Source organism: Paenibacillus dakarensis (assembly GCF_001373415.1).
In the GTDB taxonomy this organism is placed as follows: Bacteria; Bacillota; Bacilli; order Paenibacillales; family Paenibacillaceae; genus Paenibacillus_AQ; species Paenibacillus_AQ dakarensis.
The window spans coordinates 21,314-44,281 of the sequence record NZ_CDSE01000086.1; the positions used below are offsets into that span (position 1 = coordinate 21,314).

The 22,968-nt window shown below is 49.9% G+C and carries 14 protein-coding genes, 1 pseudogene and 1 riboswitch; of the genes and pseudogenes, 1 reads left to right on the forward strand and 14 read right to left on the reverse strand.

Features of this window, described 5'->3' with window-relative positions; translation table 11 throughout:
* Window positions 1-24 precede the first annotated feature (24 nt).
* Window positions 25-210, reverse strand: a riboswitch (cobalamin riboswitch).
* 71 nt (window positions 211-281) lie between these two features.
* From crcB (BN1234_RS18425) to BN1234_RS18440, 4 genes are all read right to left on the reverse strand, one after another.
* On the reverse strand, window positions 282-650 hold the full coding sequence (gene crcB, locus BN1234_RS18425) for a fluoride efflux transporter CrcB (protein WP_054958114.1): 369 nt from the start codon (window positions 648-650) through the stop codon (window positions 282-284).
* Window positions 647-1,048, reverse strand: coding sequence for a fluoride efflux transporter CrcB (gene crcB / locus BN1234_RS18430; protein WP_054958115.1), 402 nt, complete (start codon window positions 1,046-1,048; stop codon window positions 647-649). The genes crcB (BN1234_RS18425) and crcB (BN1234_RS18430) overlap by 4 nt, the downstream gene beginning before the upstream one ends.
* 38 nt (window positions 1,049-1,086) lie before the next feature.
* Window positions 1,087-2,394, reverse strand: a complete 1,308-nt coding sequence (locus BN1234_RS18435) for a replication-associated recombination protein A (protein ID WP_054958116.1) — start codon at window positions 2,392-2,394, stop codon at window positions 1,087-1,089.
* A 465-nt stretch (window positions 2,395-2,859) separates the two neighbouring features.
* A complete protein-coding gene (locus tag BN1234_RS18440) occupies window positions 2,860-5,040 on the reverse strand; it encodes a HelD family protein (RefSeq protein WP_054958117.1) in 2,181 nt (726 codons plus the stop codon).
* A 345-nt stretch (window positions 5,041-5,385) separates the two neighbouring features.
* Here BN1234_RS18440 and BN1234_RS18445 point away from each other — a divergent pair.
* Window positions 5,386-6,942: pseudogene (locus BN1234_RS18445) on the forward strand (IS1182 family transposase).
* A gap of 180 nt (window positions 6,943-7,122) precedes the next feature.
* Here BN1234_RS18445 and BN1234_RS18450 read toward each other — a convergent pair.
* The 10 genes from BN1234_RS18450 to BN1234_RS18495 form a co-directional block, all read right to left on the reverse strand.
* The gene (locus tag BN1234_RS18450) at window positions 7,123-8,160 is read right to left on the reverse strand and encodes a family 20 glycosylhydrolase (RefSeq protein ID WP_054958118.1); all 1,038 of its coding nucleotides are present in this window, start codon (window positions 8,158-8,160) and stop codon (window positions 7,123-7,125) included.
* A 28-nt stretch (window positions 8,161-8,188) separates the two neighbouring features.
* The gene (locus BN1234_RS18455; RefSeq protein ID WP_082423283.1) at window positions 8,189-9,142 is read right to left on the reverse strand and encodes a carbohydrate ABC transporter permease; all 954 of its coding nucleotides are present in this window, start codon (window positions 9,140-9,142) and stop codon (window positions 8,189-8,191) included.
* Between the two features lie 16 nt (window positions 9,143-9,158).
* Window positions 9,159-10,064, reverse strand: coding sequence for a carbohydrate ABC transporter permease (locus BN1234_RS18460; RefSeq protein ID WP_054958119.1), 906 nt, complete (start codon window positions 10,062-10,064; stop codon window positions 9,159-9,161).
* Window position 10,065: 1 nt separating this feature from the next.
* Window positions 10,066-12,684: a DUF5696 domain-containing protein gene (locus BN1234_RS18465; protein ID WP_054958120.1), complete on the reverse strand. Its 2,619-nt coding sequence runs from the start codon at window positions 12,682-12,684 to the stop codon at window positions 10,066-10,068.
* A 23-nt stretch (window positions 12,685-12,707) separates the two neighbouring features.
* A complete protein-coding gene (locus tag BN1234_RS18470) occupies window positions 12,708-14,765 on the reverse strand; it encodes a YIP1 family protein (RefSeq protein ID WP_054958121.1) in 2,058 nt (685 codons plus the stop codon).
* 15 nt (window positions 14,766-14,780) lie between these two features.
* Window positions 14,781-15,653, reverse strand: a complete 873-nt coding sequence (locus BN1234_RS18475; protein WP_054958122.1) for a carbohydrate ABC transporter permease — start codon at window positions 15,651-15,653, stop codon at window positions 14,781-14,783.
* 2 nt (window positions 15,654-15,655) lie between these two features.
* A complete protein-coding gene (locus BN1234_RS18480) occupies window positions 15,656-16,528 on the reverse strand; it encodes a carbohydrate ABC transporter permease (protein WP_245640222.1) in 873 nt (290 codons plus the stop codon).
* A 122-nt stretch (window positions 16,529-16,650) separates the two neighbouring features.
* Window positions 16,651-19,602: an extracellular solute-binding protein gene (locus BN1234_RS18485; RefSeq protein ID WP_054958123.1), complete on the reverse strand. Its 2,952-nt coding sequence runs from the start codon at window positions 19,600-19,602 to the stop codon at window positions 16,651-16,653.
* A gap of 98 nt (window positions 19,603-19,700) precedes the next feature.
* Window positions 19,701-21,113 (reverse strand): ABC transporter substrate-binding protein, encoded by a 1,413-nt coding sequence (locus BN1234_RS18490; protein ID WP_054958124.1) that lies wholly within the window; start codon window positions 21,111-21,113, stop codon window positions 19,701-19,703.
* Window positions 21,114-21,545: 432 nt separating this feature from the next.
* Complete coding sequence (locus tag BN1234_RS18495; protein WP_054958125.1) at window positions 21,546-22,682, reverse strand: GntR family transcriptional regulator; 1,137 nt, start codon at window positions 22,680-22,682, stop codon at window positions 21,546-21,548.
* Between the last annotated feature and the right edge of the window lie 286 nt (window positions 22,683-22,968).

The following is a 22,968-nucleotide window of genomic DNA, read 5'->3' on the forward strand; positions in this document are numbered from 1 at the left end:
AACACAAACCTATCGACCGTAGGCAGCAGTGTCGTCAAAATGGCAGGTATCTGGCTTCAGTATTTTTTCGCAGAGAGGTATGGAGACAAGGTCTCGTTTACTCGTTTCTATTCTCAGCGATTTTCTGTTACAGTGGCGGGACCGCTCCGGATTCACACCGGATTCCCTTTTAAGATCGGTACCATCCGATCACCATTAAGCACTATATGTAGTTGTCTTATCAAAAGATAAAACAATATACAGACTTATACTGTAACAATGATCACAATTGGTTATTTTGCTTAAGTCGGCATTGGTGCAGGAGCGGATGCAGCATATCCGATCCAGGCAGCTAAAATCCCAAGCATGACCGACATCATGACATAAGTAAATGCCTTCATGTAGAGCTTTTGTCCTGCTAAGGTTACCGCCTCATACCCGAACGTCGAAAATGTTGTAAAAGCTCCGCAAAAGCCTGTTCCTAATAAAGTATAGGTTGCTTCAGGAAGTCGATCGGCAGAACCGGCTAATAGACCAAGCAGAAAAGAGCCCGCCATATTTACAAGAAAGGTTGCCCACGGAAAAGTACCACCTTTCTTTCCCAGCCATATCCCTATACTGTAACGGGAGACCGCTCCGGCTATACCCCCTAATCCAATCCATAAGCTCATAAGGTTTCACCTTCTTGCCTTGCATTCATTGCCCGTCCCAGCCAAACACCGAACAAAGACATGAGAATTCCTCCAAAAGTGCTAAGCAGTATATAGAGGAGGGCCACAAACCCTTGCCCGTTATGAATCAGCCTTATGGTGTCTACTGTAAAGGTAGAGAATGTTGTGAAGGACCCTGTAAATCCAGTTCCTATCAATAGTCTCGTCTCTGCCGAGATGCTCGTGGAAGATAAGCCGCATGTTAAGAACCAGCCGAGAAACAAGCATCCTGCCAGATTGATGAGCAGGATCATTAAAGGGAAACCGCCGGCGGGAGCAGGTACCGCCTCACTTAAACCGAAGCGGCATAAGGTCCCCATGAATCCTCCTGCACCGACGAAAACTATTTTTTTACCCATGCGTCCCTTCCTCCTGTACACTGAAACAACTGCTGCCATTACTCATTCCAACGCAAGCGCTGGTTGTGCGATATCTTGGCTTCATTCCCCTGCTCTGTTGCCTGGTAAAACACACGACGCGCCAGCTCTTTTGGCAAATAATCCTGCTTCACATAATGACCGGGATAATCATGCGGATACTTGTATCCAGCATGTCCAAGCTTAGCCGCTCCTTGATAATGCGTATCCCGCAAATGAAGCGGAACCTCAGCTGAAGAGAATTCTTCTATAGCAGACGTCGCGCGCGATATAGCCGTGTACACCGCATTTGACTTAGGACTTTCCACAGCAAACAGAATCGCCTGTGCAATGTTCAGCTTGGCTTCAGGCCAGCCGTTATGACGGTAAGCCTCTAACGCGCTTGTAGCTTGTATCATCGCCTGTGGATTCGCAAGACCGATGTCCTCACTGCTCGCAGCAATTAAGCGGCGAATAAACACCATCGGGTCCATGCCGAGCTTCTCTACGGCGTACAAGAACCAGAATAGAGCAGCATCACTCGAACCGCGAATGCTTTTATGAAAGGCAGATAACACATCATATTGAGTGGATTCATCCGCCTGAACCGTTGGACGTCGTATCGACTCCTCAGCGACCTCAAGTGTAATATGAATGGTTCCATCCGTATTCGGAGGTGTTGTCAGAGCTGCGAGTTCAAGAGCATTTAACGCTCTTCGGATATCACCGTTCGCCATAGAAGCGATGTGATCCAGCGCCTCGTCATCTACCTGAAGCTGCATAAATCCAAGTCCTTGGTCCTGATCCTGAAGTGCGCGCTTCATCGCAATGAGGGAATGCTCTTTCGTCAGCGGCTTTAACTGGAACAGCGTCGAGCGGCTCATAAGAGCCCCGTTCACGTAATGAAACGGATTCTCTGTTGTGGCACCGATAAAGATAATCGTGCCTTTTTCAACTGCCGGCAGAAGGGCATCCTGCCGTGAGCTGTTAAACCGGTGCACCTCGTCCAGAAAGAGAATCGTTTTGGTGCCATACAAGGATTTGTTGCTTTTTGCCTGTTCAATAACCTCTCGTACATCTTTTACCGAAGCATCCACCGCATTCAGCCGAACGAACTCCCCTTGTGTATGCTTTGAAATGATATGAGCGAGAGTTGTTTTGCCGCAGCCCGGTGGGCCATACAGCAGAATCGAAGATACCTGATCCGCTTCAATCGCACGCCGGAGCAGCTTGCCCGGCCCTACAATATGTTCTTGTCCAATATATTCATCGAGGTTCGAAGGACGCATACGATCTGCCAGAAGCCGGGAATCGCGATCCTCTTCACGACCGAGTGAGAATAAATCCATCTTTTACACATCCTTGCCTGGATCATAACAGAGGTTCCAAGGCTATGACCCTTATTCTGCACTCCCTATCATATCATAATCTGACATTCGCTTCGCGTGTGCTCGTGAAGCAGAACCTCAATATTTTCCAAACATTTTGATACAGGTAATCGTTCTATAAGCAGAAAGGAGAGTGAGCAGCTGCATGAATAGGCGAACAGTAATGATCATCATAACGATCATATTGCTCATTTTCATTGGTATTACACTCTATCGTTTTGCAGAAAATTTAGGTGAGTCCTACAGACAGCTGGGATAAAACAACTAACACATATCTCTCGAGAGTATTGCCGCACAAAGATAAGGAGATATAGAAAGAGGAGCTGCCCCAAAGCAGGAAATCACTTTCAGGGCAGCTCCTCTTTACAGCTAGAGCAGAAATATAATGTGTCAGCTTCACAGCTCACCAAGTCTGTCTTCTTGATGCTAAACGCCTTCCGGCCACCCCTCTGCCGCGATCTCAGCTTCATCTGAAACCAGATACGATGGGAGCTGATCTCCGTACAGCAGCCATAATTCATGCAGGGCGCGGGTACATCCGACGTACATAATCTTGGCGTCCCAAGCCTTTTCCGCATAATGCTGATGATCCGCGTCCGCTACGATGACAGCGTCGAACTCCAGACCTTTGGACAGATAGACCGGCAGGATTGATAAACCGCCTTGATACGTCTGTTTGCTCCCATCAATGAGATGAAGGTCCGGCCATTCTCCGAATAATAAATGATGCAGCTCCTCAGCTTCGCGAAGGGTACGAGTCAAGATGGACACCGTTCGGTAATTCCCCTTCGCGATTAGGTGACGAAGTGCACGGCGAAGATCCTGTACCCGATTATCCGGTTCTGTGTAAGGGATTAGCCTCACAGCATCCCCGCTCCGGAATACAGGTACAGCGAGCAGATCGCTGCCGACTCCCTTTTCCAATATCCCATTAGCGAACTCAATGATCTCCATTGTTGAACGGTAGCTTCGCGTCAAAGCGAAATATGCCCTGTTCTCTTCATCAAACAGCGAGCTCATTTCCTCCCAGGCATGAACCCCTCGATACGCATGGATTCCTTGTGATAAATCACCCAATATCGTAAAGGAATGTCCTTTGACAAACTTATCAAGCAGCGCAACCTGGAATGGAGAGAAATCCTGCGCTTCGTCAATAACGATATGGTCAAACCGCTGTTCACCTGTTATTTCATTCATAAGACAGTAGAAATATAGCAGCGGAGTAAGATCCTCTTCGCGAATGATGCTGCTCTTCAGATCCTTACGGGTCAGCTTTAATACTTCCGCCGGAATCTCGGACTCAAGCTCCTGCGGCCATAATCCGCTTGATTTCGAAGCTCCGAACAGCTGCTTATACAATACAAGAGGTTCAAACTTTGGCCATTTTCCTGCATAGGACTTTTCACGCTGAGAAGCCTTCTTCTTCCGTTCCTTTAGCAGATGGGACGGAGACTTCTTCAGTTCCATCTCCACCCACCGGTGCAGCCTCGCAAGCACACGCTCTTTCCGTTTCGCCAGAGGATACGGTTTATATTCCTCGTTGAACCATTGTTCTATCACTTTTCGTCTCAAGACGGATCCATCCCAAGGGGAAAAGTCCCCTTCCGGCAAGGCTGTTGTTTCGATCGATTGAACGCAGCGCTCAATCAATGTCATCAGTCTTAAAGAACCCTTGTAACGCCCGCGTACATCATCATTAATATCCCTTGTTCCCATACCAATCGGAGTCTCGAACCAGTAAGACAAGGTGTCTGAAGTATCGCTGTTCGTCATTTGTAAATCCAGCAGACCGGCCGCCCAATCGGCAAATGTACGCTGCTGAATATCCCCGACACCGAGTTCAGGGAGCACATCGGATATGTAATCGAGGAACATGTGGTTCGGCGCGAAAATAATCATTTTTTCCGCAGATACCTGCTCCTTGTATTGATACAATAAAAAGGCAAGACGGTGCAGTGCCACAGTTGTCTTTCCGCTACCTGCAACCCCCTGGATAATCAGGGCTGTATTCTTAGCCGCACGAATAATCTTATCCTGCTCGGCTTGAATTGTAGATACGATATCCCGAAGCCGGTTGTCTTTATTCTCACCAAGCCGGTAAACGAGGAACTCATCCGATACCGCAAGACCGCCGCCTTCACGGTTATATGCATCAGATACACGCTCGAGAATCTGCTTCCGGATCACCACGTTACGTTTCAAGTAAACCAGGCCCTCAACGGTACCTTCAGGTGCTTCATACGCAGCAGGATCTTCCCCTCCTGTAAAGGAATAGAACATGCTGGCTACCGGTGCCCGCCAATCAATCACCATCGGGTGCTCGCCGGCTTCTTCCCTGTCAAATCCAACCTTCCCAATATATAGCGGTGTAGGTCCTGCTTTACCGTTCTCCTGAAAATCCAATCGTCCGAAGTAAGGCTCCGGCTGACTTTTGGTTAAAGCCTGTCGTCTTTCTTCCCGGCCTGCCTCGAGTACTTGTTCCGTAAAATCATGACCCGTGTATACGGGAATATCCTGCAGTCGCTTCAACTGCTTGTTAATCTCTGTAATCGCTTCTTCTAATCTCTGTTTTTCTTCTTGATAGGCACTTTGAAAAGAATCCGTCAAATTCAGTTACCTCCTAAGAAATTTTTGAGTGTAAGCAATCTTTGTGCAAACAAAATTGATTTTCAGAAGCAAATGCGGAATGTAAACCAATTAATGTTATTGGCACAAAAGGAAACCAATTGTACCACAACTGGCCGCAATATACTACAAGCTTTAGCGGGGATCGCTATGAATAATCATTAGTACTCAATATTTCAACTTCTCGGACATAAAAAATGGGGCTGTCCCAAAAGTCATCGTAGATGACTGAGGGACGCCCCCTTTTTTCATTCAGATTAAACAAAAAGAAACCTCTCTTTGGTAAAATGGAAGTACCACCAACCATTCATAAAGGAGAGGTTTCTTTTGTACATTCAATATACCATGGATCAACTTTATCTGCCAATGGATTTGGAAGAAGATATCCCAGAGAATCACCTCGTTCGGGTCGTCAATGAAGCCGTCAACCGTTTGGATGACAGCATCTTTACAGCTGCCTACCCTGGCGGTGGTCGGAACAGCTATCACCCCAAGATGCTCACCAAGATTATTTACGCGTATACTCAGCGCATCTACTCCTCACGGCAAATTGCCAAAGCCGTCCGCGAGAACATTATGTTCATGTGGATTGCGGGTCGGCAGCGTCCAGACTTTCGCACCATCAATCGTTTTCGTTCCGAGCGAATGAAAGACGTGCTGGAATTCGTATTCACCGGCGTGCTTCAAATGCTCATAGACGCTAAATACGTGGAACTGGAGCATTACTTCATGGACGGCACCAAAATCGAAGCGAATGCCAACCGGTATACCTTCGTCTGGGGAAAAGCCGTCGTGAAGCACAAGGCAAAGCTGCAGGAAAAAGTACATACGCTGTTTGAGACTATCGAACAGGCCGAGCAACAGGAAGAGCAAGATCAACAAGGCAGAGATCTGCCAGAGTTGGGAGAAGCCAGCACCTTAACGAGTGAAAAGTTGGAACTGGCCACTCGAGAGCTGGAAGCCCGGCTGAAGGAAACACCTAAAGATAAACCACTCAAAAAAGCAGTGCGCACTTTACGTAGAGACTTGCTCCCCCGGTTGCAAAAATATGAACATCACCAAGAAATTCTCGGTGAGCGCAACAGCTATAGTAAAACAGATCCAGATGCCACATTTATGCGAATGAAAGAAGACCACATGAGAAACGGGCAGCTCAAGCCCGGATACAATGTGCAAATAGGGACAGAAAACCAATTCATTGTCGGCTACAGTTTGCATCAACGACCAACCGATACACGTACGCTTAAGCCACATCTGGAGCAGATAAAAGCACAACTGGGACGATTGCCCGGAACCGTCATCGCAGATGCCGGATATGGAAGCGAAGAAAATTACGCCTACCTTGAAAATGAGCAAGTGGAAGCTGTTGTTAAATACGGGACTTATCACAAAGAGAAGTCAAAAGCTTGGCAAAAGGATATCAGTAAAGTGGACAACTGGCAGTACGAAAAGGAGACGGATACGTGGACATGCGCTGCCGGACAGAAATTGACCTTCCTACGGGAAAGCTGTGAGAAGACGGAAAGCGGTTATGAAATCCACAAGCGGCACTATCGGAGTGCAAATTGTGCAGGCTGCCCTTTAAAGCCTTCTTGCACCAAGGCGGCCGGGAATCGAGAAATTCAAGTAAGTCTGAACTAAATGAAGTACAAGAAAAAAGTTCGAGAAAAACTGGACAGCGAGGAAGGATATAACCTGTCGGTTCGCCGAATGCACGAACCGGAAAGTGTATTTGGCCAGATTAAGAATAATCGAGGTTTTCGTCGTTTTCTGCTTCGGGGCTTATCCAAAGTGAGCCTAGAGGTCGGATGGCTTTACCTTGCCCATAACTTGCTAAAGCAGGCGGCATTAAGCCAGCAAAGAGAAATAACCAGCCAAGTATAATCCCCCTTGGTTGGTTATTTTGCTGTATAAATGTTCTTTTCTTAGAGACGAAACCATCCCTCCAATAGAATTATCTACTTTTGGGACAGCCCCATCCGACAAATCATCATTTCTTGTTATTGAAGCTCAGAACCATGTTGACCTGGAACTGCCATTAACACATATGAGGTTTAACTATACTCAAGAGACCGGAGAGCCGGACCGATTCAGACGCTCCATTACAGCCTTCAGAGTATCCGCTATTCCGCGGATATTCCCTTGGTCCTCACCCAGATCACCTTCTCCAAACAGCGCGGCCACCAAATTCTCGCCTGTAGCGTTCCAGCCGGTAACCAGCATGCCAGGCATACGATCCAGCGCCTTGTGTGTCTCTGCCTGTTTAACGGCATCCTCGAAGAAGTTGAGGGATGCCTGCGGATGATTCCAGCAGGACGGCCAAACTTCAAAGCCTTTATCCAGCAGATGCCCGACAGACGGATACTCTTCCAGCGGATCGTAGTGCCAATCGCACAAGATTATGTCCTTCGGAATCATGTCTACCGCCGGCCAGATCCCATAGACATCACCATCCCACTGCGAGTAGCCCATTCCCTTCGCATCAATCAGGCGGTCCGCCCACATAAGCATCTGCACCTTCTGTCGTCCGACAAGATGCTCATAATACTCGTTCACCGCCTTGGCAAACAGCTCCGCTTTATTCTTACCTGCACAGCGCGGACAGTGATCATCTGCGATTGCGAAGACCTCGTCCATGCCGACATGAAGAGCATCCGCTTCAAACGCATCGATCAGCTCATCCATTAAATCAAACACGAGCGGATTCACATCCGGATGGGAAGGACACCAGCTCGGGCAGTAAAAATCCGGCCACTTGGCATCGTCAGGCACATGCGGCGTCTCGTCAAACTCCGGATAGGCCCGCAGCAGCGAATTTCGTCCCCCTCCCCAGCCCTGGTGACCGAGGCATTCCAGGAGCGGAATCAGCCGGATACCGTGCTGCTTGCAGAGAGCTGACAATTCCCGCGCATCTGCTCTTGTTAGCGTCCCACCGGACACCTCCGGGTGTGAGCTAAACTGAAAGCCCGTGTTGCACTCAAGAATCAGCACATTTACCCCAAGCGGAACGAGCGCGTCCTGAATTACTCTTTTCAAATTGCCGACATCGTTATGATCGCTAAACCTCATGTGAAAACCGCGCAAAGCCCATGGTTTGCTCAAGATCTCAACTCCTTTAAGGAATATCACGTTATCCGACGATGCCGGTACGCTCCACGCTCTCCACGAAATAACGCTGCACAAACAGATACATAATAATCAGCGGTCCCATCAGCAGCAGAACACCGGTGTTAAGCAGCATGGATTGGTAGACCGGGTCCGGCTCCTTGCCAAGCGCCATGCCCATATCCATCAACTGGGTTGACAGCACCTTGACCTTGCTCAGAAACAGCGAGACATAATAGCTATCGTTCCACTGCCACACGAAGGAGAACAGCACGACCGTAACAATCGCCGGCACCGCGTTCGGCATCATGATGCGGTAAAAGGTTTTAAAAACGCCTGCCCCGTCAACCAGCGACGCCTCCTCGATCTCCTTCGGAATACCCCGGAAAAACTGTCTGAAAATATAAATATAAAGTCCATTCTTCAATCCCATCGCGGTTGACGAAGAGATCAGAAACGGCCAGAAGGTATCGATTAGATTCAGGCTGTTTCGCCCGGTAAACAAGCCGACGAGCCCGAACAGGTCAAAATACCGGTAAGTCAGGTACAGCGGAATCATAATGGTTTGCGGCGGCACGACAATCGTAAAAATGACCAGACCGAACAGCAGTCCGCTGCCTCTGAATTTCAGACGGGCGAAGGCGTAAGCTGCCAGAGCGCAGGAAGCCAGCTGGATAAGGGTCGTACCTGCTGAAATCAGTACCGTATTCAGCAGCGCCGGCCAATACTCGGTCGCTTGTATCGCTATTTTTATGTTGTCGAGCGTAAAGCTTTTCGGAATCCAGAGCACCGTCGGATCATAAATATCCGCTTTGCTCCGGAACGCCACAGAAATCCGCAGAAACAGCGGAAACAGGATAATAAAACAGAATCCGGTCACCAGAACCGTGCGCACCAACACCCACAGCCAGCGTTTGGCCCTTTCCTGGGGATTGAATTTGTACGAAATAAAGCTCCCGTATGCGGTTGGCGATTTCATGGCTTCTTCCTCCCCCTCAGTCGTAATAGAACACTTTTCTGGATATCAGGGCTGTTGAAACCCCAAGAATCAGCGCAACCACCAGGAAGTATACCCAGGACATAGCAGCACTTTGGCCAAATTCGAATGACGAGAACGCGGTTTTCGTGATCAGCGTATTTATTGAATTGTTGCTGAACGAATCGATGATCGAATACACAATGTTCGTCAGAATCAGCGGGGTCATCATCGGAAACGTTACCTTCCAGAAGATTTCATAGCCCGTAGCGCCCTCGATCCGCGATGACTCGTACAATGATGGCGATATTGACTGTAATCCCGCCAGGAATATCAGAATCTGAACGCCGGACGAGCTTATTATTTCATAGATACGGTCCACCGCTCCCGTAATATAGGTGACGATGACCGGTGCCAGGCCGGATTCCGTGAGCAGCTTTTTCAGCTCGAAGCTTTGGATCAGCCCGTCACCGCCTCCAGCTTCACCCCCGCCTCCTCCGATCGATGTCGCACTGCCGACAAAGCTGCTGATGTCCAGGTTCGCGATCGCGGCCGAGGCCAGAATAACCGGAAGAAAGAAGATTGCCCGTGCCAGTGCCCGTCCTTTGAACTTCTGGTTCAGCAGTACCGCTACAAACAGACTGAAGATGATAATAATTGGAACATTGACAACCATGTCCGTTACGGATTCCGTCAGCGTGCGCGGAAAATCAGGGTTCGTCGTGAACAGGCTGCTGTAATTGATTGTGCCCAGATAGTCAACAGCAAAGCCGCTCTCAACGAGACGGATATTGCTAAGACTGAAGCGGAACGACTGGATCAGCGGCAAAATAAACAACAGAATCAGCCCCAGCACGAGCGGTGTTACGAACAGCACGCCCCACCAGGCTTTTTTCTGAGCCAGCGTCAATGGTTTTCTGTTCATGCTACTCACCGCCTTCTTCTGCCTGCCAGCTGAGTGAAGCCAGCGTTTTGCCATCTACAACAATTTCGTACGGATTGTAATTGATCAGAATGGACATCCCACCGCTGAAGGTGGTGCGGACGACCCCTTCCTGCAAATTCTCATGATCTGTAATCGTCTGCGTCCGGACCTTACTCAGAACTTCATCCGCTTCCTTATACAATTCCGTCGCCTCATCCAGCCAATCCTTATAACTTGCGGCGTATAAGACATTGAATTCCGTATCTTTCACCACGGAGGCCGGACTGTAAAACCACTCATAATACAGGTTCGACCCGGTTTCAAGTGCCTTCAGCATGGACAGGCGCGGATTCTGGTCCTCGTCCATATTAAACGGCGCGCCTGCAAGATCGATATAGCCATGCAGGACAATCTGATAAAACGGTACATCCTCATCTGTCAGATTCAACCGGCTGCTCCGGGTCGGCGCGTTCACCACCACATCGGCATATGGCAGACTGTACGCATTGCCGCCGCTTACCATGATGTTACCGGCTGACTGCCGAAGCTTCTCCAGCTGTTCTACGATGATTTGCTGCGATTCCGGGCGAGTGATCATGCGGTCCGGATTAAAGTCAGAGTTTACCTCATCCCCCATATCACGCAGTGCTAAGCCATTCATCTGCAGCTTGGTGTAATCTTTCAGGAAACCATCCACTTGGGAGGAAAGCCTGGAGGGCGAGAGCACATAATGGGAGAATCGCGTCAAATCCTGATTATAAGTGACAGGATTGTAGGCATACTTCTTCGCCTTCTTGCGGTCGAGAAGCGTAGCCGCCCCCCCGTCTCCCTTATATTTTCTTAAAAACGCCGCATCCGGAAACAAGCCAATGCCGTTCTTTTCGGCATATGACGCCAGCTCTCCCAGATCTTTTTTGCCGCCAAGCACGCTTTCAACCGAAATGTCATTCGGTGAGGAATGGTTGATACCATCATTAAACCAGCCGACCAATCGGAGGTTGATATTTCCGACTCCCGCCTGCTTCAGCTTCTCCATCAGTTCCACCGCTTGATTGAAGGTTGTCAGCGGCTCCGTCGATTTGTACGGTATGCCCAGGAAGGACTGGTTTTTGCGGAAGGCACCTGCCAGCTCAAGAATAAACGGCGAATGCTCCTGCGGCTGAAGCGGTGTGAGTCCGTACATGCCGATCAGATAATTGCGGTAATGCTCCGCCATTCCTGTATAGCTAGCTTCCTGACCGGACAGAAAACCGAAGCGGAGCTGCAGGTTTCCGTCATAGATCCGCTGCTGAAACATCGGAACCGAGCTGCTCTTTGTACCTGACGTCAGCGTATACATATCCATTGCCGTCACTTGAAACTGGCTGCTGACCGTGTTGTAGGAATCATTTCGGCCGCTGACATCCGCCGTAACCGAAGCGGCTGCATCGCCTTCCTCAATCATCCCGATAAAAGCATGGTCATTACGTTTCATGCCGAATACCGGCAGACGGGTGATCTGGTTCTGCTGAATCTGCTCCTTCACCATGAATGTTCCGTCCCTGCCGTATACAGGAAGCCTGTATGGCTCAGCACCCGGCTTGCCGCTGTTGAGGCGGATGAGTGCGCCAGAACCGTCCGGAACCAAAATATAGCCTTTGTCATTCGTGCCTGCCGCTCCGAAGAACTTTAGCACCTGAAGCGAAGCCAGCGGATAGGCTTTGTTATACGTCAATTCCCTGCCGGGAACAGTCACAACAAGATTTTCCCCGTCGAGCGAGTACTCCAGAACCACGGTGAATTCAGCGCTTTCCTCGGCCGTTTCACCGGCCACGCCGTTCTCTTTATGGTCAGCTGCAGCGTCATCAGCCGTATAACCTGCCTGCTCCAGAATTTGCGACAGCTCCTCGGCGACATAATCCTGGAGCTTTCGGACCTCATACACCTGTCTTTCTTCTATTAGACGGTATTTGTAGGCTACGCCATCCCGGACTTCCTCGTCCTGAATCTTGGCGAGAATTTCGTTCTCAAACCGTTCTTTTCCGATCACCTTCGGAATGTTGGCGAAGCTTTTCGCAACGTTGCCGATCCGGTAAACGGCCCTCACCTTCCCATTCTCCGCCGTCATCTCGAACTGTTCCTTCGCGACGCTGTCATCATAGCTGTTGAATGTGTTGATTTGGCCTTTCTCGTTGTAATACTGGATCAGAACTTGCGCAGAAAGCTCGGATTTATACATCGGCGACGCTAGCGGATCCTCGTCCCTTCCAACCGGGTTCGAAAACCAGACATAGCCATCTCTTGTGTCCTTTACAGCGATTTCGGCGGTCTGACGGTTCATATACAGCTGAAGCGTTTCGTTATCTGCCACCTGCTCCATCGTTTCCAGCGCCTGCAGCTCGGCTGGCGTATTAGGAGACACTATCCTGTTCTCCTTCTCCGCCGCTGCACTAGTCTTTGCACTGGTCGATACTCCAACAGCAGACGTGCGTGGTTCCGCTTTCCCGGCTGTCGGCTTCACACCTTCCTGCAGCGCAGCATTTCCGGAATCCGCCCCGATGCCGCCTAGTCCCGCTACCACCACTGTGATGGTAAGCAGCAGACACAGAAGGCCGGCAGCCTTGCGTGATTTCCCTCTCATGCCTTATCCCTCCTTGTTGGCGGCTATAATCTGAACGAAATTTCCCTGTAGATCGACTGTACGAAGGCGATCATCTGCTGCAGCATACTGAAGAACAGCACACCGAGGAAAATGATGATTCCCATCATAACCAGCGTTAGCAGCATCGTGACTACTGTTTTTCCCGGCGTATATTGGTGAACCGTCATCGTTCCGGTAAACAGCAGCCACAGTGCCCATATCATTGCAATCGTCTCCAGCAGATAATAGAACGAGCCTTCATCTGCCGTAATCACATTGCTGTACAGCACCTGCGGATAATAAACCAGGACGAGCGGCAGCAGAGCGTAAGCCGTCGCCATGACAATTTCCTTGAATTTACCCTCTCCATCCATCAGCGTAGTAAGCGACCAGTTCGCTACACACCAGAGAACGAACGGGAGCACGATGAACTGAAGCTCGTTCAGGGTATTCAGCTGATCGGGATTATTAAAATTGATCACAAACCCGTTATACTGCCTTTTGACAATGGTCCCAATGACGAGCAGGAGCAAAATGCCGAGGGCGATTTTGACACGGCCCTTCTTCTCGTATTTCATTTCCCAGAATCCGTTGAACGGATGGATCATCGTATAGAACGGATTGCGGATAATGCCGAACTCCTGATAAAACTGGCCGTTTTTTTGTCTGCGGCTCAGCTTAACGGTTACCAAAATTGCTCCGATTAGCAGGATGATACCAAGCACAATGGTACCGAAATGTTCCATCACGAAGTCCTTGCGGAACCGCTTGAACGCTTCGGAATAATATTCCCGGCTGTTACCAAGCTTGAAATAGTCCATCGCCTCACGGTTGTTGTCCTCCTTGAGGAGCGACTTGCCGATTCCGATATAGGCGACATCCAGATTGGAGTTCAGCTGAAGCACCTTCCTCCAGGAGTTGGCAGCTTCTTCGCTCTTTCCCTCTTCAAGCGCTATAACCGCTTGGCGGATCAGGCTTCCGTACCGTGTTGGTTCAAACACTGAAAGCCGGTTATTATCCCGGTCCAGTATGAACATCCGGTCATCAAGCACCTCGATCGCTGACGGCGTGCGGAAATTGCCCTGCTGGCTGCCGAGCCCGCCGAAGGTGTACAGCAGATTACCGTCTTTATCGTATGTAAAGATACGGCCCCGCTTGGAATCCAGCGCGCTGAACATCCCCGCCTTGTCGGCAATTATGTCCACAAAAATAGAGCTGCCAGGCGGATTGCCCACCTCGAGGTTACCTGTATCCCCTTTTGCCGGGAAGTAGCCTCTGGTTCGAAGAATATCGACGCCTGACGGATTCAGCCTCTTCAGCGGCTTATCCGATTCTTCCTCCGAGGTTGACGTATAGATAAACCCGTCCCCATCAAGATCCAGGTTATTAAATTCCAGCGGAATGAACTGCATCATCTGCTGACGCTGGGCTTTCGTTGAGATCCGTTTCCAGAACAGATCGATCGGCCGAAATTTGACGCGGTTCGTCCCGATAAAGCCGGTGAAAGAACCACCGGAATCAAACTCCATAATACCTTCATAGGAGCCGCGGCTGATCACATACACCCGATCGGCCTTATCGACAACAACCTTGATCGGAACGTACTGAAAACCTTTTCGGAGCAGCGTCGATTCCGGTTGGCTGATTATGCGGGCAAGCTTCCCGGCTGTGTCCAGCACGACAATCCTCTTGTTTCCGGAGTCCGCAACATAGATATGTCCGTCCCTGGCGAAAAACACACCCTCCGGCTGATTTAAACTATCTTCCTTGCCATTGTTGTCAAACTCGCTGACCGTCAGCTCAACTTTAAGCTCACGGTTCAGAACGATAATACGGTTATTTCCCGTATCCGCCATATAGAGGCGGCCATCATCGCCGGCATGCAGATCCTGCGGAGAGGACAAAGGACCGAGGTTCCACTCGTCTCCGTAAATGACCCGATCCAGCGCATAAGGGTTCGGTGCAGGCACCGGATCTCCCCAAAAGGAGTAATTATATGATTCGTCCGCTGCCGCCTGCGGCGGTGCCACGACAGCAGCCAGAAGCAGCAGCATGAGAAAAGCAGTGACTGTTCTTTTCATCCGTAGGCCCCCCTGTTATTCCTTCAGTCCAGATGTAGACATGGTCTGGATAATGCTGCTCTGGGTGATGATAAATACCGTGATCGGTACCAGCATCATCAGGAAGGTGACAGCTGCTACGGGACCGGTTCGCACGATACCGCCGCTTGCGATTTGGCCAAAAACGTAATCGACCGTTTTTAACTGCTCGCTGTAGATGTATTTATGGCTGGTTACAGAGCCGTTGGTCCACAGGTTTTGAAGCGAAAAGATGATGAGCGTCAGCCACGCCGGCCTTACGATCGGCATGACGATTTGCCAGTAGATCCGGTATTCACTCGCCCCATCGATTTTCCCAGCTTCCAGCAGCGAATCAGGAATCTGCTCCATAAACTGCTTCATCAGGTACAGTCCGAGCGTCATGCTGAAAGCCGGCAGGAGAATCGCCCAATAGGTGTTGATGAGACCGAGGTACGAAATGATCATGTAGTTCGGCACCTGTGTAACATAGGCTGTAAACATCAGCGACAGCACGACGATGCTGAATAGAATTTTCCGGCCCGGAAAATTAATCTTGGCAAGCGGATAAGCCGCCATCGAAGCAAGCAACACATGGCCGGTCGTTCCGACGATTGCGATAAAGAAGGTATTGAACACATAGCGGCTGAAAGGCACCCATGAGTCGGTAAAGATGCCGACCAGATCCGTAAAGTTCTTCATTGTCGGGTTCCGGACGAAAAACTTCGGCGGAAAGGTGAATATCTCATCCAGCGGCTTGAACGCATTGCTAATTGTAAAGACGAGAGGCAGGGACATAAAGACGGCAACCCCGCCAAGCAGGATGAACAGCAGGATATCCACACCCCAGGAACGGTTCAGCCTTTTCGGCAATTTCATTACGAGTTTCATCGTCACTCACCCACTTTCCCGAGCAGCTTCTGTGTAATCAAATTCGTTCCGAGCATAATCGAGAACAGGACGGTGGCGATAGCCGAAGCATACCCCATTTCAAAACGGATCGTTCCGTAATCCACCAGATGTGTCACGATCGTATGTGCTGCATAATCCACACTCGGGAAGCCGATCAGATAAATCGAGATTTCTGCCACCGAAAATGCGGAAGCGATCTGAATGACCGCGCCGAACATCAGCTGCGGACGCATAGCCGGCAGAGTGATGAACCAGAGCTCCTGCCAGCGGTTGCGGATACCGTCAATGGCTCCTGCCTCGTACATCGTCCGATCCACATTCTGAAGCCCGGCGATAAAGGCGAGGAACGAGGTGCCTAAACTGAGCCAGAGCTGAACCAGAATGAGAATCATCAGGACATATTTCGGATCCTGCATCCACTGGATCGGTTCCATAATGAAGCCCCAATTGATCAGAAACGAGTTGGCAAAGCCATAAGAGTCGCTCGCAAACAGCAGATTCCAGATCAGATAGGTGTTGCCGGCAATGGACGGCGCATACAGCACGAGCGTCAACATGGCTCGCAGCTTCGGCGGCAGCTCGTTGATCAGCCATGCGAACAGGAAACAAGCAACATAGCTGATCGGACCGGTAATCGCGGCGAACAGAATCGTGTTCTTTAATGCGATCAGGAATACATCATCCTGCACAAACAACCTTGCATAGTTCTGCCAGCCGATCCATTTTGGCGGCTCCAGCAGATTAAAATTCGTAAAGCTTAGCACGAGTGACAGCAGTACGGGCACTACAGTAAATGTGATAAACAGGATGAAATAGGGCGCCATCAGCACATAGGCATGCTTGTTCTGCTTCATCAGGCCCCATGAGCGCGACAATTTGGCTCGTATGACGGGACCTTTTCTGCTTCGCACGGGTGTCCCCGTGACCGCAGCCGCTGACGGCTGCTCAGTGATTTGCGGTTTCATGGACAGATCCCTCATTTCTCATAGGGAAGATGAAATTCTTTGCGTTTCAGCGTAATTTCTTCATTCATAACGCGCACATAATTCTCCAGCGTCTCCCTTGGGTCATCCCCTTGAACGACCACTCTGCGGAAGGCGTTGTCGATATGCCGCCCAGTCAAATAGCCCCCAGGCACCTCAGGTACTCCGCGAGTCCATCCCATCTGTTCCTCCAGCATCCGGTAGTCCTGTGTCGGCCATGGCAGATTGGCGAGTGCCTCCTTGTTGGCGGTCGGATATCTCGCAGAGGTTCCCAGCCGGATTTCCATCTGCCGCCCGAAGGATGATTGCGTATCCTTACTGGTCCACCATTTCAGGAACTGCCAGGCAGCATCCTTATCCTCGGTATGCTCGAACATGACTGCACCTGATCCGCTTGAGCCGACCTCACGGTGAAGGATGCCATCCTCCCCTGGTGTGCCTGGAACCGGAGCAAAAGCCCACAAGCCCTTGATTTCCGGTGCAAAAGCATTCAGCTTGTTGTACATCGTATAATCGACAATGCCGATCGGCATTTCGCCTGTTCGGAATCGGTTCGCAAAATCTGCGACGATCGGGATTTTATAATTGACGAACAGGTCGGTCCACTGCTTGAACTGCTTCATCGCAACTTCCGACTCCAGATCGGTGGAAAGCCCGCCATCCTTGTAAATTTTCCCGTTTTGCTGATACAGCAGCATCGTGAACGAAGGGCTGATCGGCAGCGTGGCAATGTTCGTGTTCAACACCTCATTGCCCTGCGCGTCCAGCGGCTTTTGCGGCATGCCGAACTGGAGATTATTCTTCTGCAGCACCGGCAGGATTTCATAGACATCATCCCACGTCTGCGGCACTTTGAGCTTCAGCTCATCCTCGATAATATCCTTCCGGTAAAAGAGCATCGGAAATGTTTGAGTTTCCGGGAGAGCATATGTTTTTCCGTTATATTGGAAGGGCACCAGCGCGCTCTCGTTAAACTGCTGCCTCACATCTTGATAATCCGGAAAAGATGATAATTCCTGAAGCGCGTTCCGCATGGCATAGTTGACCGGGAGGTCGCTTCCGATCTGAATGGCCACATCCGGTCCCTTACCAGCCACCGTTGAAGGCAGAAGCACATCCGCGGCAACCAGCTTGAGATTGACCCCAATACCGGTTTCCGGTGTGAAGCGGTCATCCACCAGCTTTTTAATAATTTGGGCCTGGTCGCGTGCCGAGGTTACCCATACCGTAACGCTTCGGTTGCCTTCCCCGCCGCCCGAGAAATCATCATAATTTTCATAAAAAGATGCCGCAAACGCTTCCACGTTGCTGACCGTCCTGTCCCATCCATCCGACATCGGCTCAGGCAGCTTCGCGCCGGGCGAGCTGACAATGAGATAGTCCAGACCGAGCGGCTGCTCGTTGACCGTCAGCATCCAGGAGCTCAGGGCACCAACATTGCCCTTGTAGGCCTCAATCCTTGATGGCACGGTTTCGGGATTGTCAGCCATGTCCTTCAACTGGTAAGCAACCGTATTGATAATGGCCGTCCGGTCATCCTTCGATCCAGAGGAGCCCTCAAGAATTGAAGCGATGCGATACAGATGCTCGCTGTTCTCCCGGAACGTTTTCGTCATCTCCGGAATCCGCTGTTCCAGATTGTAGTCACGGAACGGGTCGGGAACGGTGCCGGTGTAGCTGATGATTTTGCGGTACATGGAGTTTAGTTCAAGAATATGGGATTCCATAGCTCGAAGAATTGGCGCCATATCTCCCAAAGTCACTTCCATCCGGACCGTATGCTTGCCTTTCGTCAGATGAAAGAGATACGGCTTGTCGCTGCTCTCTCCCACCACCTTCATCTGCCAGTCTGTGCTATAAGGAAACGGGACGGCCTGTAGTTCCTGGAACGGGATTTTACCGTCAATATACATCTGCCTCAATGCGGACATGCTCCGCAAATAATTCTGCCTGTTCTTGATCGCAATCTGATATAAACCGTCCTTCGGAACCTCGAATTCCCACTCGATCCATTGTCCAGGAAGCCTCCAGGCCCAGCCTCCCATCGCGTTGTTTCGCAGCTTGGATACATGGTACGGCTCTACTGCAGGGTCGGATCGGTCATTGTACGGAAACAGGCTTGGTGTGGATTTATACAGTGGCTTCTCAGCCTGCAGCTTAATCATAATGTCATCGGCCGGCTTGAGCCCGTCCTTGCTGTAGGACTCCTCCATCTCCGCATAGGAAGGGATATCCTCCTGCGGCGACAGAATCAGCTTGTCGATGAGCAGTGGTTCCTTGACCGAGTTCAGGGTGATGCTGTGCATTCCGCGGGTCAGATGAAACTTGAAGGGTTCCTCGTAAAAGCCCCCCGCATCAGTGAACGCCTCCTCGCGCCACAGATGCTCCTCAATTTGATTCGGCGCCAGATCGTTACCACGGCCATCGCGGTCAAATTCATGCTTTTCGTCCTTCCAGATCCGGTGGAAAACAAAGCTTCTCGCTTCGTTGAAAGGCACTTCTCCGTCAATCAGCAGTTCCCGTTCGATGTCAGAGTCCTTGCCCTTCTCGCTGTACATGCGAATACGGAGCTCATACATGCCCGTCTCCGGGACATTGAATTTCCATGTGATGGAACCGGTATCCTCCGTCAGCACCGACTTGCCCTGGCTGCCCTTGTAGTCCGACAGAATTTCCGCTTTCATGCCGTCCAGTGCAGTATAATCTTCCCCTTCAATGACAATGGGCCGGACCGATGAGGAATCTGCCGTATTCAGATCCAATAAATACTCGTCGTAGCTGCCTTCCTTCACTGTTTTTTTCAGTCCGGACAGGTCCAGAGATGCGGTATTCATCCCGGCGCTTTCAGCCTCGCGGGTGTCCTCTTTTCCGATAAAAATGATGAATGCTGCGGCCAGAACTAACAGCAGGGCGGCTAAAGCTGCTTTCTTGATCGCTTTCTGCATGGGTCCACCTCTCTTTTGAGCAGTACCCCTCATCCGCCAGGGGCGAATGAAGGGTACCTTCCAGCGTTACTATTCAGCTATTTATTTATCAGCCAAGTTTATTTGCTATCACTCAGCATCTTGTTAATGCCGGCTTCGAACTGCGGCTTCACCTTCTCAACCGCTGTTGCAGGAGAACCCTTACCTTTGGTAATTTCCTCGACTACGCCCGCAAAGAGCTTCTCGCCATCCGGAATAGCGTAGTACGAAATATAATCGATGCTGTCCGCCATTTGAGCCCGGGTATTCAGCGATTCCTTGTTCGGATAGGAAGATTCCCAGGCTTGTTTGGAAAGCTTACGGCCTTCTTCATGCAAACTGATCTCGTCATAAATCTTTACCGCAGCTTCGGCATTCTTGGAATACTTCGCCACCATGAACATGTTGCCGAACGGTGTGTAGGATACATACTTGTCGGCTTTAGGACCTTTCGGGAAGAACACGTAGCCGAGCTCCTGGTTCTTCATATTTTCCAACAGGCCGCCCAGCTCCCAGCTGAAGCCGCCGTACAATACACCCTTGCCTGCGATAAATTCCTTGCTCGCATCCTCCGGAACCGGCTGCATAATAGATTTATCCTTATTGTAGAGATCCGAGACGAACTGAAGCGCCTCAATCGCATTTTCGCTATCCAGCGAGAATTTAATCTGGCCGTTTTCGTCCTTGTCCACAGATCCCTTGTTGGTGTATACGAACTGCTCTGTCAGGAAGTTGAGGGTGCCATAACCCCCAGCGATACCAAATACGTCGGTTTTGCCGTCGCCATTCGTGTCCTTGGTTGCTTTTTTAGCGAAATCGCGCAGCTTATCCCAAGTCCACTCTCCCTTTTCCTGAAGCTCGTATGGATCTTCAAGACCTAGCTTCTGTACAAGCGTCTTGTTATAGAAGAAGCCGTAAGGAGAAGGAGAACCATCGTACATACCGTACTGTTTACCGTTAAAGCTGCCTCCGTTCTTCATCCATCCGTTATATTTCGGATCATTCAGATCCAGGAAGTCATCCACAGGCTGGATAAAATCCTTGTTCACCAGCTGCGGGAATGCCCAGAACAGCTCTAGAAGGACAATATCCGCAAACGGCTCGCCGGAAAGCGAGGTTGTCGTAAAGTTCTCAACATATTTGCCGTAATCACCAAACTTCACGAATTCAATCTTGGCGTTGTATTTTTTCTCCGCCTCTTCGATCAGCTTGATCTGCATCTCGTCGGCAGGTCCCTTCTCAGCCAACTGTCTTGGATCTGCGTCATCGTACCAGACTCCGATCCGAACCGTCTCGCCCTTAAGATCATACTTTGGTTCTTCAGCAGCCGGCGGTTCGGTTTTTTCAGGTTCCTTCTCCGTATTCGGCGCAGGTTGTGCGGTCTCGGGTTTGTCGCTGGCGCTTTCCGGTGATTTCGTTCCGGAGCATCCAACTACGGTAAATGCCAACAGAAAAACGATCAGCAGCATAGAAATGACTCTTAGCTTTTTCATGTTTAAACCCCCATCTTCCCTCAGGAATTAATTAGTGAAAGACCATTGCTTTTCAACCTTCATACTCCAGCGGACGTGCAGATTTGCGTTCAGCTGATCCCTCCTTTGACTCCATATCGGAAAGAATGCGCTTACAAAAGGAACTTGAAATCACGGCGCCACAGGTATGTGGTTCACGCCGACACTCCATTCTTGCCTAGCGGTATCATACTCAGATGTCTTATGTATTAGATATATCTTTTAACACCGCTTTCTGACGTTATTATAATTCTGAAGGCGCCTTTTGTAAATAATAGATATACCCTATTATCATAAAATATTAAATAACTATATGTTTTGGTATAAAAGATATATAGGTTATGCGGTACAAAGAGAATGAATTGCTGTATTTCCACAAAAAAACCGACCCTATGGTCGGTTCCTTGATTCGGCCTATTTGCTTTGTACAAAAGAAGCTGTAGATTCCCGCTCAACCAGACGTACAGGGACAAACTCCAGTTCCGGCTTTCCCCGGCCCTTTTCGATTTGGCGGACAATTTGTTCTGCAGCGCGTTTTCCAATTTCACTGTAATTCTGAGACACTGTCGTAATCGGCACTTCCACCAGACGGGAAATGATATGGTCGTCAAAACCGACAATCGACAGTTCCTCCGGCACAGAAATGCCAAGCTCCCGCGCTCCCCGCAGCAGGTCAACCGCCAGATGGTCATGCTCCACCTGAATGGCAGTAACGCCGAGCTCTGAAATGCGTGATACGAGATCCTTATAAAACTCCGCCTGATTACTTTCATCTGCTTCCCTGTAGAAATCCGTGATCACCAATTCAGGATCAATAGGTATCTGGTTTTCACGAAGTGCCATGCAGTACCCCTGATAACGGTCCCGAACGGAACTGCGATATTCAATGCTGATACTTGATACAAACGCGATCCGCTCATGTCCCATTTCAATCAGTTTACTCGCTGCCAAATACCCGCCTGCCTGATTGTCCGAAACAACACTTGTCAAGGGAAGACTCTCCACATATTGGTCTATCAGCACGACCGGATAGTTGTTCCAATACAATGCGTGAAGTACATCGATGTTGATCGTTGTACTCATGGGATAAAGGATGATACCGCTGGATCCGTATTTCGGGATCCGGAGGAGCAGCTCTTTTTCCTTGGTCTTATCCCAGTTACTGCTGTGTATGCTCAAATAATAGCCTTTGGAATCCAGATAATTCGAAGCCCCCTGGATAAAATCAGCCTCATGGGTAGCCAGATACGGGAGGATCATCGAGATGATCGGGTTCGGGCTTGAATTCATTGCGCCAAAGCCGCCCTCGGATATTGTCCCCGGGCTGTCCTGCTTTTTCACAAAGCTGCCGCTACCTCGCCTGCGGTAAATGAGGCCTTCGCGCTCCAGCTCAATCAACGCCCGCTTGGACGTGATCCGGCTGACGCCCGACTGCTCGGCCAGTTCCACCTCCGTAGGCAGCTGCTCGTCCGCTTTGTATTCTCCGCTTAATATCCGGGCTTTTAAATCCTCCATGATGACGAGATAAAGCGGCTTGCTTTTGGATTGCATAGTTGCTGTCACTTCCAATCTGGAACGATATTGGATTTAGTTATTAATTATATCAAATATACCTAATCACTTTCAATGTATATACTTAATATATACTTAATTTTGGTGAACTGGATCCTCTTAAGTTAGCAATAATATATCCCCAGTCGACAACGAATCCCGCTTACAGGCAATAGAAAAAGAAATACAAAAAAAACGCAGAGCTCGTCTTCATACGAACTCTGCATCATTCTCTGCAACACCGAATGATCCAGGACATGCCCCTGAAACTAAGATCGCTTTCTGC

Coding starts and splice junctions, on each gene's coding strand:
- BN1234_RS18495 (WP_054958125.1), bottom strand. CDS start 22,682: ATGCAATCCAAAAGCAAGCCGCTTTATCTCGTCATCATGGAGGATTTA.
- BN1234_RS18460 (WP_054958119.1), bottom strand. CDS start 10,064: ATGAACAGAAAACCATTGACGCTGGCTCAGAAAAAAGCCTGGTGGGGC.
- BN1234_RS18470 (WP_054958121.1), bottom strand. CDS start 14,765: ATGAAAAGAACAGTCACTGCTTTTCTCATGCTGCTGCTTCTGGCTGCT.
- crcB (WP_054958115.1), bottom strand. CDS start 1,048: ATGGGTAAAAAAATAGTTTTCGTCGGTGCAGGAGGATTCATGGGGACC.
- BN1234_RS18475 (WP_054958122.1), bottom strand. CDS start 15,653: ATGAAACTCGTAATGAAATTGCCGAAAAGGCTGAACCGTTCCTGGGGT.
- BN1234_RS18480 (WP_245640222.1), bottom strand. CDS start 16,528: ATGAAGCAGAACAAGCATGCCTATGTGCTGATGGCGCCCTATTTCATC.
- BN1234_RS18485 (WP_054958123.1), bottom strand. CDS start 19,602: ATGCAGAAAGCGATCAAGAAAGCAGCTTTAGCCGCCCTGCTGTTAGTT.
- BN1234_RS18465 (WP_054958120.1), bottom strand. CDS start 12,684: ATGAGAGGGAAATCACGCAAGGCTGCCGGCCTTCTGTGTCTGCTGCTT.
- crcB (WP_054958114.1), bottom strand. CDS start 650: ATGAGCTTATGGATTGGATTAGGGGGTATAGCCGGAGCGGTCTCCCGT.
- BN1234_RS18455 (WP_082423283.1), bottom strand. CDS start 9,142: ATGAAATCGCCAACCGCATACGGGAGCTTTATTTCGTACAAATTCAAT.
- BN1234_RS18435 (WP_054958116.1), bottom strand. CDS start 2,394: ATGGATTTATTCTCACTCGGTCGTGAAGAGGATCGCGATTCCCGGCTT.
- BN1234_RS18490 (WP_054958124.1), bottom strand. CDS start 21,113: ATGAAAAAGCTAAGAGTCATTTCTATGCTGCTGATCGTTTTTCTGTTG.